This is a genomic window from Bradyrhizobium sp. CCBAU 21365, assembly GCF_015291305.1.
Taxonomy (GTDB): Bacteria; Pseudomonadota; Alphaproteobacteria; order Rhizobiales; family Xanthobacteraceae; genus Bradyrhizobium; species Bradyrhizobium elkanii.
The window spans coordinates 8815266-8828751 of the sequence record NZ_CP030036.1 but is presented as its reverse complement, the minus strand read 5'-3'; the positions used below and the strand labels follow the sequence as shown (position 1 = coordinate 8828751).

Below are 13486 nucleotides of genomic sequence, written 5' to 3'. Positions count from 1 at the left end.
AAAATAGGCATCCTCCCGAAACCAAAGGAGGATCACATGGCATTCGGAAGATCACACGGCCGCTTCATGGAAGGACAGCCGAACCACAACATCCGCACCGAGCGCGATCACGACGGACAGGTTGTCGTGGAGCGTCAGACGCGGAGCTTGTGGGGCACACCCTTCGGCGTATGGGAGCGCGCCGTGAATACGGGCAACCACGAGGACGCCCGCGACTTCGCAGACGAGGACCAGGACGACGACTAGCGCGTGGTACGATGAACTGCGGCCTTGAACAACAAAAGCAATAGCCCACTAAACCAATCAAGCCGCTCCCGGTTCTCTGGCGCTCCCAAACTGCCCCGCTTCGGCGGGGTTTTTTTAGTCCGGAGATTGCTAACTAGTGAATATGCACATTCAAAAACCGTCAAGATCGAGCATCAGATTAACTCCCAGGGCAGCAGCTCATTGCATTCCTTATCGGCGCCGCTGACGCGGCACGACTAGCCGCGACCTGACGCGACAGGCTCCGGCATGCCACGACCGGGCACGTCACAGCCAATTTGGCGACGGCATGTGTCCATGTGCAGAGAACGAGCGAGCCACCTTGCGACCCCTGCTGCAGCCCGCATTCCGTACGCAGTTGGCAAGTCACTACGATCTAGGGTGCGTACTCATAAACTCTGCCGCTGAGAGTAGGCGCACCTATGTCCGCTTGTCCCCCAACAGCGGCGCGAAAGCGGACATTGTCGGACTTCCGAGATGGGCCAGAAGCTGACACAGGCCGCCACTTCGCGTTGGTCATGGTCCGTTGGCGGGGCATCCCACGGGCGAAAGCGTTCGGCGGCGCCCTGCTGGTTCCCCGGGAAGATGTGCACGGCGATGGCGCGTTGGGTGCGGGTAGCACCGCAATACGGGCGGTATTCCGGGGTGCAGCGTGAAAATCTGGCCCGTCTAGTCAGGACGATCAATCGCCCTGACTCGCTATGTCAAACCCCAACGCTGCTCAATTTGCGCCTGCTTCGTGGATAGCATCCATGACATCGTTGGTCGCGGACTGCTGCACCATATGGCCGGCACCGGCGACACGGCGCATCTTGCTCTGCTTCAATTCCGAATGCAGACGACCCGATTGCTCGTCGATGTCGATCAAGCGGTCATCCTCACCGGCAATGATTACGACCGGCAATTTGAGCTCACCGTATGATTTCGAGCCGTGAAAAGCTGCGGGAATCATCATCGCAGCTTCCGCAGCGCTGGCGCGAATCTGCGACGGACGCACCGCCATTGCCTTGGGAAAACCATGAAACTTCCCGGGCACCGCCGCCGGACCAAAAAGCTTCCGTAACATCAAGGGCCAGATCGCCCGTGAGAGAAGCGGTGCTACGGTGGTCGCAGCCACGTCGCCAAATCCGGGAATAGCCGGGCCAGATTGCGCCAGCACATCGGCGCGTGCCGTAGGGAAGTAATAGCCGGAGGCAAGGACCAGCGCCGCGACCATGGATGGATGTCGCGTGGCCAAAGCAATCGCGACCGACGCGCCCCAGGAATGTCCAAGCACGATTGCGCGATCAACATTGAGACGGACCAACGCCTTGTTGAACAGATCCGCCTGTGCCTGCGGAGTCCAGACAACGTTGCGCGGCCTGGTACTGTGCCCGAAGCCGGGCCGGTCGAAAACTATCGTTCGATAGCTTTGGGAGGCCAATTCGATCAGGCCGGACGATTCGAAGTCCTGGATCATGCTGCCGTTACCGTGAAGCAGAACCAGCGGCTCGCCTGTCCCGCGCTCGACGTAGTGGAGATGCACGCCATCGATCTCCAGAAACCGCCCTTGCGGCGGATTTTCGCGCTCGGCCTTCTTGGCGAGCCGCCAATTGACGAACGCGGCAGCCGTGAGGACGCCGGCGGCTGTGGCGAACGCGGCAGCGACGGGATATTTTTTTACGTTATCAACGTAGATCGCCGTCAGGGACGGCGAGCGCGAGCGAATGGTTTTCATGGAGACCGCTTTCTTTAACGATAAGATGGAGGAGCACTACTGTCCCGGTCGCACGCCGGCTTCCTTGTCTTGGAATTTCTTGTGCGTATTGAAGCGAAGGCGTTATGTTCCTAAGTGCAAACCAGTGACGATTTGCTTGTGGCGCGGGAGTTTCGCAACGCGCGATTGAATCGGGGACACGCCAAAGCGCCGCATAACACGTGCATGAAGAAAGCCCGCATTTCTGCGGGCTTTCTTGTTACCAGCCGCGACCACCGCCGAAGCCGAACGAGACGCTCGGACCACCATAGCCATAGCCACCGCCGCCATAGTACGGCTGGCCATAGCCGTATCCGCGACCATAGTACGCACGCGGGGCGTAGTATCCGTAGCTGTTGCCGTAGTGCGGCCGATAGCTGCGATAACCGTAGTGGCGATAGTAGCGGCCACGGGAACTAAAGTCCGTGGATTGCTGGGTCACATCGGTTGCGGCCCTCGCCGTGACATAGTTGTCCGCGGCGTTTGCAGCGGAGCCACCGACAAGTGCTGTCGCACCGACGGCAAGAGCGAAAACTAGCTTGGTCATGAAGACTCCCATCAATTACTGTGGGAAGCTAATGGATCGCGCCCGGATACGTTCCTGTTCGCCGCATTACATCGCGGTAAGTCGTTGAACGTCCGTTCATATTCCCCAGTGCCGTGAGGACTCGCACCACCGAGGTGGGAGGTGCCCGGTATGTCCGCGTGGGGTCAAAGGCGGTAGTTGCCGATAGCCTGCCGCTCGTCCGGTCTATCCCCAAGAGCAGACGTGGGGGCGATCAGCACGAAGAGGCAGCTATGGGCCAGAAGCAGTCATTTTGACTTGTCTATTCGATCACCGCGTCGGCACGGGCGAGAAGCGCCGGCGGAACTTTAAGACCAGGCGTCTGGGCGGCCTTCGTGTTGATCACCAGCTCGAACTTGACCGGAGTTTGCACGGGGAGTTCGCTTGGCTTTTCACCTTCGAGGATACGGTCAGCATAGATCGCCCCACGTCTATATTCCTCGATGAGAAAAGGACCGTAGGAGATCAGGCCGCCGCTCTCGAACGAACGGGACCAATTAATCGCGGGAATGCCGTGTCGAACCGTCAGGGCAACAATTTTCGCGCGCTGAAGCTCCGTGAATGCGTCCGGTATGACAACGAGAGCGCTGTTTGACTTTCGCGCCTCAGCTGTGACTTGGGCCTCGACTGCGTCCATATTCTCAACAGGCGAAATTACGGCCTCAATTCCGAGAGCAGACGTTGCCGTTTTGAACGGCTCCACATAGCTTTCGATGAAAGTCGCTGATTGCGGGTTAAAAAGCATCGAAGCCCGAATGATGCCTGGCGCGATCTCCTTGATCAACTCAGCCCACTTGCCTGCCAGCGAAGGGACGATCGGCGCGAAGCCTGTCATATTACCGCCCGGTCGCGGAAGACTTGCGATCAATCCCGCGCCAACCGGGTCGGCAACCAAAACAAAAACTACGGGAATGGCACGGGTCTTCTAGGAGTTCCAAAGTCGATTACCTCCGCGACGACTAAGGGAGCTTAGCGAGGCGCCTGGGGCTTCTTTCGCCTACGAAGAAACCTTTGTGCTTCCCTTGGATTGGTATTCTGCGGCGGAACCCGAAAAGGCAGCCGTCCATCGAAGCCGCACGGCGTAACGCCCGTGCGGCTTTTTTGTAGACCGAGCGCCACTCCTGGAGCGGTCTTACGGCGACTTCAGTCTTGGGAAGCAGATGAAACAGCTGACGCGGCGACCATTTCGTGAGCGAACGACAGAAGAACTGGTGGCCCTGCTCGGTGCGGTAGCCACTGCAATTCTGGCTGCCATCCTCATCTCGATGCTTTATTTCGGGCGTGATATCTTCGTACCTGTCGCGTTGGCGATTCTGCTTAGTTTTGTGCTGGCACCCCTGGTTGGATTACTGCAGCGTATCCGCGTGCCCCGCGGATTGGCCGTCATAACCGTGGTCATTCTTGCCTTTTCGCTGATCTTTGCGGTCGGCAGTCTGCTTGCCACGCAACTGACGCAACTCGCGGGTGACCTCCCCCGCTACCAATCGACGATCAGCGAAAAGATCCAGTCCTTTCGGGACACCAAAGCCGGCAGAGGCACGCTCGAACGCGCTTCCGACATGCTGAAAGATCTCGGCAAGGAACTTGATAAGCCAAAAGACGCGCCTCTTGCGGGTCCGCCAGCTTCGGTGACGGCTTCGGGCTCTCCGGTGCCGCTCGTGCCCGTTCCGGTCGAAGTACGACAGCCCGACCCAGGCGCGCTGGAAAGCCTGCGCACCCTGATCTCTCCGTTGATTCATCCGCTCGCGACCACCGGCATCATCATTATCTTCGTCATCTTTATTCTGCTGCAACGGGAAGACCTGCGTAACCGCCTGATCAGGCTGGCAGGCTCGTCCGATCTGCAACGTACGACAGCTGCGCTTGACGATGCAGCGAGCCGCCTCAGTCGGCTCTTTCTCACCCAGCTGATGCTAAACGCTGCCTTTGGCGGCGTGATCGGCCTCGGTCTGTGGCTCATCGGCATTCCCAGCGCTATCCTCTGGGGTATTCTCGCGGCGGCGCTCCGCTTCGTTCCCTATATCGGCGCGGCCATTGCAGCCGCCTTTCCGCTTGCGCTGGCGGTCGCCGTCGATCCCGGCTGGTCGATGCTTCTTTGGACGCTCGCACTCTTTCTTGTCGTTGAGCCCGTGCTGGGTCATGTGATCGAGCCGATGGTCTACGGCCGCAGCACAGGGCTTTCTCCGGTCGCCGTCGTTGCGTCGGCTACTTTCTGGACGGCGCTATGGGGCCCAATAGGCCTCGTCCTTGCTACGCCCCTCACGGTTTGCCTCGTGGTACTCGGGCGCCATGTCGAGCGCCTGGAATTTCTTGACGTCATGTTTGGAGATCGGCCGGCTCTATCGCCCCCTGAAATGTTCTACCAGCGGATGCTGGCAGCGGATCCGACGGAAGCCGCGGAAAAGGCCGAAGAGTTTCTCAAGGAGCGATCTCTTGCGTCGTACTACGAGGAAGTCGCCGTGAAGGGTTTACAACTGGCGCAAGCCGACGCCGAGCGCGGTGCACTCGACCGGGAGCGGCTGACGTCGATTCGAGACGCAGTGAGCGAACTCGCGGCAGACCTTGCAGATCAGGATGACCGGGCCCCCACCAACGGTAATTCAACCACAGATGCAGAAGCATCGTCCGTGATCGAAAGCGTTGCAGAAGATCCGGCGCGTGAAAACCTGCCAGTCTTGAGCAAGGAAGCTCTGCCTTCGGAATGGCAGGGAGAACATCCCGTGCTCTGCGTGGCAGGGCGCAATCTGATCGATGAAGCGGCTGCGATCATGCTGGCCCAGCTGTCCACGGCACACGGTCTGGCAGCGCGCGTCGAGGGGGCGGAAGCACTTTCGACGACGAACATCTTCCGCCTCGATACTACCGGCGTTGTGGTCGTCTGCCTGGTCTATCTCGACGCCAGCGGGCCGGCGCACATGCGCTACTCCGTTCGGAGGTTGAGGCGGAAATTGCCAACAGCCACGATTATCCTGGGCTGTTGGGTCAAGGACTTTGACCCGGTTGCGCTTGAATCGCTGCGGGAAGGCGCGAAAGCAGACCTCGTTGCGACGAGCCTCGGTGATGCGGTCAAGCTGTGCATCGAGGCGACGGGGATAAAGGACCAACGTCAGCAAGCCCTCCAACAGGAAAAGTCCGCGACGGCAGCCGCTTGATATTATCTATCATCGCCACAGTTGCGATCGGTACCCAACCCGCCCTTACCAGTCGGTGCCTCAACAAAGAGTCCTGCCGAGAGTAGGAACAGAGGCTCACGCCAGCACTTAGCTTGGTAATGGGCCCAGGGAAGCGATCGGCTGATCGTTCGAGGCCATCGACAGGCGCAAATGGAGGTTTCGTGGGAAAGCTATTGGATCTTTACGAAAGTCAGCGGGTCACGGAAGCTAAGAATGCCAACGTGGATGCCGAAGCCGAACGCGTGAACCAAGCTCACGAAATTGGCGCCGACATCGATCAACTCGCTTCCAAACTACAAAGGCATTTGAAGCCGCATACCGTCGATGCGACGAGAGTGACGGTAAGTGACGGCGCGGATTCTGAAATCACAATTGATGTAATTGAACCCAACCTGGCCAATCCCGGGACATGTTTTCGCGTGGCTGGCTCGCAAGGTGAGCTTGCAGAATACAATGAAGAGGAGCTGTTGTCTTTCCTAGTTGACTGGATCAACGCTCAGCCGCGCGCGGCCTAATCAGACTTGACCTATCCCGTATGGTCACGAGTTTGTATTCCCCTTAGGTGAGCGTAAGAAGCCGGTCCGACGGAACCTTTCTGTTTACCCCCCCCCATTGAAACCGACGCTCCGGCGCGCGCTCTTGGTAACAAGGGAGCGACGGCCGTCTACATCCGATCAGGGCGATGCGGGAGTTGATCCCAGTCCACGTCGAACCATGCGGCATGCGGAGATGCCGGACCCCGTTCGAGGACATCCAGCACCGCGCAAACTCCTTCGATTTTGCGACTAAACGTGTAGCCTCTTAACAACGTCAATTTCTCGCTAACCGTGGGGACGACTGTTCCGCGCGACATCCGTCTACAGACGCTGCCCTCCGACGTCGTTGAAGTCGTGCCGCAGTACCGTGGTTACAGCTTCTTTGTCGTGCGTGACGAAATCGTCATCGTCGAGCCTTCGACCTTTCGGATCGTAACGGTGCTGCCGCGTTCCGGTGGATCAACGGCCACTGCGCCGGCTCCGGCCCGTTCGACGGCATCATTCACCGACAACGACCGGGACATCGTACGCAAGCACGTTAAATCCAGGACAAGCGAGCGTCAAACGACCGGCAGCACAGCGAAAACAGTCATCCGCCGCGGGAAGCGCCGTCGCTCCGTGAATATCGTTATATTCATCGCGAAAACCGGACCTACTTGATCGACCCGGGCGAACGGACGGTGATCGAAGAAATCGACTGATCTAACTTGACCCGGAATCGGATAGGGGCGGCTCAATGAGCCGCCTCTATGACGGGACAGCAGGTTTGGAGATGCGCGACCAGCCGCGCACACCGCCAAGGGGCGCGGCTCGCCGCTGCGCTTCAGTGAATGCCCCTTTTCCCTTCGCCAAACGGCCCCGGCAGGGGCACCGCCGAGGCCGCAACCATTTACGGTTTTACTCCCGGGTGGGTTTGGGGGGCAAATTTCCGGGAGCAACGAGTCGACTCTTGAGCAGGAGTGACGTTCCCTGCCAGGTGTGCGAGAGAGCCGTTGTGCGATCTTGATTTCATTGGCGCTGTTCCCGCGGGGTACGTCGGCTAAGGGCCACGTGTGGACGGCTCCGGGTGGCAAGAAGAACCTTCACGTTGCATTATTGATCGGAGTAGCGTGCGGTTCACATGACCGCTGGTTATAACGCCCGCGCGGCTGATTCGATGTCAGCTCAAAGGAGGCAGACACGATTAGGAATTACGTTCTTCAGCCAGGAATTGATCTAAATCGATCCGCAGGTCCTTGGCCACATCGCCACTTATCGCGAGTCGAAGCACGCCATCTTCGGTCAAAATCTCCAGAAACCCGGTCAGCGGGTCAATTGTGGACATCTGCACGGCCGTTTCTAGGAGCCTTAAGGGAATGTCCGCGCGTATATAGCCTTGAATCGGTTCGCTCATTGAAAGTTGTGATTCCATGGAAGCCATATGAAAAGGGCTGCCAACACAGCAAGGACGGCGAGCGTGCCAACGATTATCCCGGCCGTGTTGCTCTCGCGGTTTCGACCGCCGGTCAGGTCGTTTCGGCTTAGGTCGTCGCGGTCATTTTGCATTCAAGTTTTTCTCAAGGCCCTGAGGGCAACAGACCCGAGTGCTGAATGTTCCTGCCCCGCAGGCCGGTTTCCCTCTCTCAAGATTGATCCGGTGCGGCGATAGCAAGTGCGGCCAAGCGGACGGCGCGAGGTCGAAACATTAGGCCAACCGAGCCAGATTGGCCGCAACGCTCTTGCGGTAGAAATCGATCACCTCTGCTGGTTTGCCGCCGCTCATTAGCATCGACCCTGCTTCGAGCGCTGCGTCTACTTTTTCGCTCATCATAAGTCGAGTTTCTTCTGCGGCATTGACTGCGCCGGTCGCAATTCTGCGCAGGCGAATGTCGATAACGTTGTTAGACTCCACCGCCAACATAAATGCGGGATACCAAGGGTAAAAGAACATTTCGCTGTCTCCTGACCGCGGGATGCTGCATTTTGCTAACGGCAAGAAGTGGCGTCGGTTGCTATCGCCTCTCGATCAGGGTGAATTCGCCAACGATTGAGGCCTGGCGGGGTCTAGAAGAAGATCAGGATCGCGACAGAAAAGGTGAGCACAGCGGCACCCAAAGCGGCAACGCCAAGAAAGATGCGCTCCACGAGGGATGGGGAATGGTCGAAGTGAGGCTGATCGATCATGCGATTCTCCCTTCTGATGAGGCGGGAGTGCTACCGAACTCTCAGTCACCGTATGCCAATACAGAGCGGTGATGGTTCGATCATGGATCAGCGAGGCATTGGCTTCTGTTCTATTTTGCTCACTCGTAATGATTTCAGTGGAGCGGCGTAAGGGATTGCGCGCTTGCCATCGAGCGCAGTCTTGTATCCAAACTGGCAGAATCGTTGGATCAAATGAGCTATTTTGCTCAGACTCTACGGCGAAAGCGATTTCGATATCGTCGGGAACGTTACGCTACTCAGCCGTTGTTCTCTACGATCTCAGTTCTCTCTTCAATTGGAGTTCCAATGAGCAAGCGAAAGCCGATAAAGTCGAAGCCCGCGCGCAGTCCGAAAATCGGGGCCAAGGCCCAAAGATCTGCCCAGGAAGTTGTTAGAAGCCCGAAACATCCGCGTCCGGGAGAGGCAACCTTGGCTGCTCCAAAGTCTCTTAAGGGCGCTGCTTTACAAGAAGCTGGACTTGCTCAAAACGGGGCGACATTGCCAAGTGAAATCGTGGATACCGCGAAGGCCGGAATGTTTTTCCCTTCGGCTACGGCAAACGTGCGCGCTTATCAAGCCATGCTCCTGGAAATAGCCCAGGCCAACGTGAATTTTGCTTTTGAATTTGCTCAAAGGCTTGCGACGACAAGATCGCCTATCGGATTGCCTATCGTCATCGCAGAATTCACAAGCAAGCGGGTCGCGATGTTCCGTAAGCATTCTAAAGAGCTGAGTGAATTAAGTACCAAGCGGTGAATAGCGCGATCTAACAAATGGCGACCGATTAAGCCAGAAGGACATTGCAGGGGTCGTTTTCCCCGGTTGTCTCTCGGCCCTTCAGGACGTCATCGAAACGTTGCCCCGGCCATACTGCCGTGCTCAGCACTTTGCCGCGCCACGGCGGCGCCGTTTTGGGTCAAAGGGCAACCTTCCCAGAAGCCGGGCTAGGTTCTCTCTAGTCCCGAGAGCGGACCTCGGCAGGATCCCTTCGAGATGTCTGCTACGGGTCACAAGCTGCCCTTACCGGGTGGCCCTGACTACGGCAGCTTTGGGGCCATCAGCGGACATCGAAAATCCCATAGAGGCGTCATTTTGCGGGCACGGGCGGTGAACTGTCTCGGAGACGGCAGCGAAGAACCGCCCAAGGTCGCCCACGAGCTTTTCGTACCGGACTTGATCGGCGAGGCGAATGCACTCGTCCGCGCGGGATGCTAGGCCTTCTGATCTAATTGTTCCGCAGCAGCAACTGGCAGTTCCCTGTTCGCTACAACCCTATGTGTCCTTGTTGATTGAGCCAAATCACCCATATTCCATCTGTCCCCGAAAAATGAAGGATTCTGTGTGGCATTCCCATCGGCTATCATTCCGGCCAACGAACCGCAGCGCATGGCAGCAGTGAGGCGCTACGAAATCCTCGATACTCCCGGCGACGGCTCCTTTGATCGTGTCACCGCCATTGCCGCGCGGGTCTTCAACGTTCCGATCTCGATCATCAGCATCGTCGACAACGACCGCATTTGGTTCAAGTCGCACCATGGATTGGATGTCCCTCAAATCGGGCGGGAGGCCGGGTTGTGCGCCTCGGCCATCTTGAAAAATGAACCGCATATACTTTCTGATGCTTCAAAAGATATACGATCGCTCGCCAACCCGCTCGTCGCTGGCGACTTCGGCCTGCGCTTCTACGCTGGCGTACCGCTGACCACTTCTGATGGCTACAATCTTGGGACACTTTGCGTCATCGATAAGGAGCCTCGACCGATCACGCCGGAGCAGATCGAGGACCTGAAAGACCTCGCCGCAATGGTGATGGACCAGCTTGAGTTCCGGCTATCCGCGCTACGTACCCTGGCAAAGGCCGACAAGGCACTGGAGCAGGCCAAGCTGCTGGCGCGGGAGATCGACCATCGCGTCATGAATAGTTTGCAGTTTGTCTCAGCGATGCTTCGCTTGGAGGGTAAGGGCGCGGGCGATACAGCGAGCCCCCATCTCGAAGCGGCAGCGAGCCGGGTCGAAGCGGTGGCGCGCGTGCACCGACATTTCCATCTTGAAGACGACATCGCGCAGGTGGCCGCGCTCACCTATCTGGGTCGCCTGTGCGAAGACTTGTCCGGCATACTCGGCGTGCCGGTAGAGGTAGATGGCGAGCACGATTTTTTGCCGACGACATCCATTCAATCGGTCGGGCTGATCGTGAACGAGCTCGTTACAAACGCCGCCAAGCATGGCGCGGGCAAAATCACTGTAACCTACAAGCCAGTTGAGACCGGCCGCGAACTCACCGTTTGCGATCAGGGCGAAGGATTGCCAATAGGTTTCGATTTAGCTCGGAGTCGGCGCGGCCTGGGCATGAAGATCGTCGATGTGCTAGCCAAGCAGCTCGGCGGAGCAGTTGCGGCGCGCCCGAATCCTTCCGGTACCGGAGCCTGCTTCGCGGTGACCTTCCATTAGCTCAGTAATGGCTTTGCGCGGTGTCCGCATTGGCAACGCAAAAGGCGTAGTCGATGACCGTTGTGGGTCAGGAGCGGACCCGCGCCGCCGCCCTGCCGTAGGTCAGCTTTGGGCCAGAAGCAGACCCATCGCGCTGGGCAAGCAACGCGCTCAGCGTTGATCTCTATCAACCTTAGACGTACCATTTGGTGGTCACTCTTCCCTGTGACGGAGGGCGGATCATGATTTCCGAGGAAGTGCTGTCGCAACCTCCCAGCGATCCAGAACGTCCCGAAAATTACACCAAGCTATATGAGCTTTGGAAAGAGGCGCGAGGCGTAGTGGACTTTGTCGCAACCGACGAGGAAAAATTCGGCGATTGGGACTTGCGCGTGCAGAGCTTGCTCGATCCAGCTGAACGCGAATTCTACCTCAGCCCGTACGATGGCTTAGACCTGCGGTACCTTGACTATCGCTCGGTAAGTAGAATGAACCACCTCACAAAGATCTTGCTCAATCGACAAGGCATCAACGCGCACGGCTCCCGTTAGCTGCACCGGCATGTGCGCTCCTTCGAACGCTGGCCCAAGCCAGTGACAGGTCCGCTATTTGCAAAAACGGGGCAAAACACCCTCCCGCTAAGTCAGGTACCCGACACGAGCTTGGGCTTGCTCAGCCTCGGGATGCCTGCGCTTTGGCTCGGCTGACCCTTTTCCTCACCAGCGGCGGGTGGTAATATATTTCTACACCTCTCGGAGACGCGCCGATGCAGAGGTTCATTTGCGAACAGAACATCGCCCGATTTGAACGACTTTTTGGCGAGGCCCAGGATGAGAAAGTCCGGACAACGCTGCGTAGCTTGCTCGCATCGTCGAAGCGCGAACTTGCCCTTTTGAACTCGGAGACGGATGGGTCCAACGCTTTCCCATCCTCTCGTCGTCGTATGCAGTTGGCCGATCCAGCAGCGGTGAGGCAGCAGTTTCAGCCGGAGTTCGACAGCTCTCCGCATCCATACATGCTGCTGGACCCCGGTCCCGGTCTACACATCGTGGACATCAACGATGCCTACGCCGCCGCCACGTTCATCAGTCGGGCGGACGTGGTGGGCAAGTCCCTGTTTGAGGTATTCCCTGACAACCCGGATGATGCGCTCGCCGATGGCGTCAGCAACCCCTCTACGCATCATTGCGGATCGCGACGGAAACCAAGCGTCCACACGTGATGGCCGTCCAACGCTACGACATACGCGATCCCAGCGGCCAGTATGTGGAGCGGCATTGGCAACCGATCAACACGCCGATCCAGGACGATGCCTCGCGAGTGATCTTCTTACTGCATCACGTTGAGGATGTGACCAACCAGGTGTTGTCACGGTCGCAAGGCGAAACGGATCAAGCCCGTACTGGTTGACCTTTGGGTCGAATTGCGGTGGATCAAAAGCTCGCGCGGTGGCCGATCCTATACTTCATACTCATGTCAGCCATTGCGACCTATCGATGTCCGGTCACAGGACTGAGTACGGCGTGCCCTCTTCCTCCGAACACTGCGGCTGATCCCACGGCTGCGGAGTATGTCCGCTGTATCGCCTGCGGTCGGCAACATCTGTTCAGGAAATTGACAGGACAACTGTTTAGTGAACCCAGCAGCGACGTGACAGGCGAAAACCCGGCGGTGTCCTTTTGTCCTATGAGACAAGGCGAAGCTGACGAAGCCAGTACGCAAGCCAAAAGCAACCTGGGTTGAGCCGAAATTTTTCTCGGACATTGAATACCGAGATATCACTTCGGAGGGCTTACTACGGGCACACTCCTTTAAGGGCCTAAGCAAGGGCTGATAGCAGCAGCCAACTTGAATGCGAATTCCACTTGTCTCCGCCTCGGTGGAGATTAGGCGTAGACCGTTGCCAAATTGCTTAATGTGGATATGCTCGCCCTGATTGCAGCGAGGAGTTCTGTATGGACGGCCCTTTTAAGCGCGCAGTGAAAATTGACGACCAGTACGTAGACATCACGGTCTATCGCAAGTCGAAGACGGTTTGGGAAGCTGTAGGCACCCACCACAACAAAACGTACCGCTCAACTGGCCGCAGCATGAGTCAAGCAGAGACCGCGTGGGTTCGTCAGGTCAAATACCACTATCACCAAAACTAAGGCTCTCAGCGATGACAGACCAAGAGGCAGATCGCGATGCATTCGAATTCGCGCTAACCGGCGTGATGCAGCTGCTACTCGAAAAGAAGTTGGTGAGGGTGGACGACCTTAAGAGCTTTACGCTCGATGCTTTGCGGAGCCAGGGCGAGATGCTAACGAGCCCAAACATAAAGGCCACGAGCGCGGAGAATGCTGCAGATGCTGTCACCCGCGGAAAGGGGTTTCTCCGCCTGGCAGCCTCGTTGGATAACACCTTCCTGAATTTCAGGCGCTGGTACAAGTAGATGCGCCCCCGCTCCCAAGCTGCCATGGCGTGTGCAGCCTTGATGCTGTCCAGCTGTTTCGAGAGCTCTCCAAAGTTATCGAAGAACGAGGAGGGGCTTCTCGAAGCCGTCGTATATCTATTCACTGGTCTCGAAGACAACGCAGGGGACCGCTATGGTCTTAAA

The 13486-nt window shown here is 57.7% G+C and carries 15 protein-coding genes; 10 read left to right on the top strand and 5 right to left on the bottom strand.

Annotated features, from left to right (window positions below):
* Positions 1–36: 36 nt before the first annotated feature.
* Entirely contained in the window at positions 37–246 is a 210-nt protein-coding gene (locus tag XI02_RS41760) for a hypothetical protein (RefSeq protein WP_194483327.1), read from the top strand.
* Positions 247–985: 739 nt separating this feature from the next.
* Here XI02_RS41760 and XI02_RS41755 read toward each other — a convergent pair.
* The 3 genes from XI02_RS41755 to XI02_RS41745 all read right to left on the bottom strand — a co-directional run bounded on the left by XI02_RS41755 (position 986) and on the right by XI02_RS41745 (position 3432).
* A complete protein-coding gene (locus tag XI02_RS41755) occupies positions 986–1981 on the bottom strand; it encodes an alpha/beta fold hydrolase (RefSeq protein ID WP_194483326.1) in 996 nt (331 codons plus the stop codon).
* A 238-nt stretch (positions 1982–2219) separates the two neighbouring features.
* On the bottom strand, positions 2220–2546 hold the full coding sequence (locus XI02_RS41750; RefSeq protein ID WP_194483325.1) for a hypothetical protein: 327 nt from the start codon (positions 2544–2546) through the stop codon (positions 2220–2222).
* A gap of 280 nt (positions 2547–2826) precedes the next feature.
* Positions 2827–3432: an ABC transporter substrate-binding protein gene (locus XI02_RS41745; protein ID WP_246783630.1), complete on the bottom strand. Its 606-nt coding sequence runs from the start codon at positions 3430–3432 to the stop codon at positions 2827–2829.
* A gap of 292 nt (positions 3433–3724) precedes the next feature.
* On the opposite strand from XI02_RS41745, the gene XI02_RS41740 reads away from it, so the two are divergent.
* The 3 genes from XI02_RS41740 to XI02_RS41730 all read left to right on the top strand — a co-directional run bounded on the left by XI02_RS41740 (position 3725) and on the right by XI02_RS41730 (position 6933).
* Complete coding sequence (locus XI02_RS41740; protein ID WP_194483323.1) at positions 3725–5716, top strand: AI-2E family transporter; 1992 nt, start codon at positions 3725–3727, stop codon at positions 5714–5716.
* Between the two features lie 182 nt (positions 5717–5898).
* On the top strand, positions 5899–6252 hold the full coding sequence (locus tag XI02_RS41735; protein ID WP_194483322.1) for a hypothetical protein: 354 nt from the start codon (positions 5899–5901) through the stop codon (positions 6250–6252).
* A 312-nt stretch (positions 6253–6564) separates the two neighbouring features.
* The gene (locus XI02_RS41730; protein ID WP_371814024.1) at positions 6565–6933 is read left to right on the top strand and encodes a DUF1236 domain-containing protein; all 369 of its coding nucleotides are present in this window, start codon (positions 6565–6567) and stop codon (positions 6931–6933) included.
* Positions 6934–7456: 523 nt separating this feature from the next.
* On the opposite strand, the gene XI02_RS41725 is transcribed toward XI02_RS41730, so the two are convergent.
* Both XI02_RS41725 and XI02_RS41720 read right to left on the bottom strand, forming a co-directional pair.
* A complete protein-coding gene (locus XI02_RS41725; protein WP_194483321.1) occupies positions 7457–7666 on the bottom strand; it encodes a hypothetical protein in 210 nt (69 codons plus the stop codon).
* A gap of 291 nt (positions 7667–7957) precedes the next feature.
* Positions 7958–8203 carry a hypothetical protein gene (locus XI02_RS41720; protein WP_246783604.1) on the bottom strand — a complete coding sequence of 82 codons (246 nt, stop codon included), beginning with the start codon at positions 8201–8203 and terminating at the stop codon, positions 7958–7960.
* 560 nt (positions 8204–8763) lie between these two features.
* On the opposite strand from XI02_RS41720, the gene XI02_RS41715 reads away from it, so the two are divergent.
* From XI02_RS41715 to XI02_RS41695, 6 genes are all read left to right on the top strand, one after another.
* Positions 8764–9213 (top strand): Phasin protein, encoded by a 450-nt coding sequence (locus tag XI02_RS41715; RefSeq protein ID WP_194483320.1) that lies wholly within the window; start codon positions 8764–8766, stop codon positions 9211–9213.
* Positions 9214–9798: 585 nt separating this feature from the next.
* Complete coding sequence (locus XI02_RS41710) at positions 9799–10908, top strand: histidine kinase dimerization/phosphoacceptor domain -containing protein (protein ID WP_194483319.1); 1110 nt, start codon at positions 9799–9801, stop codon at positions 10906–10908.
* A gap of 221 nt (positions 10909–11129) precedes the next feature.
* Complete coding sequence (locus XI02_RS41705; RefSeq protein ID WP_194483318.1) at positions 11130–11438, top strand: hypothetical protein; 309 nt, start codon at positions 11130–11132, stop codon at positions 11436–11438.
* Between the two features lie 215 nt (positions 11439–11653).
* Complete coding sequence (locus XI02_RS41700; RefSeq protein ID WP_246783603.1) at positions 11654–12109, top strand: PAS domain-containing protein; 456 nt, start codon at positions 11654–11656, stop codon at positions 12107–12109.
* A gap of 480 nt (positions 12110–12589) precedes the next feature.
* Positions 12590–12721 (top strand): hypothetical protein, encoded by a 132-nt coding sequence (locus tag XI02_RS46605; RefSeq protein ID WP_371814173.1) that lies wholly within the window; start codon positions 12590–12592, stop codon positions 12719–12721.
* A gap of 327 nt (positions 12722–13048) precedes the next feature.
* Positions 13049–13321, top strand: a complete 273-nt coding sequence (locus tag XI02_RS41695; protein ID WP_194483317.1) for a hypothetical protein — start codon at positions 13049–13051, stop codon at positions 13319–13321.
* The last annotated feature ends 165 nt before the right edge of the window (positions 13322–13486 follow it).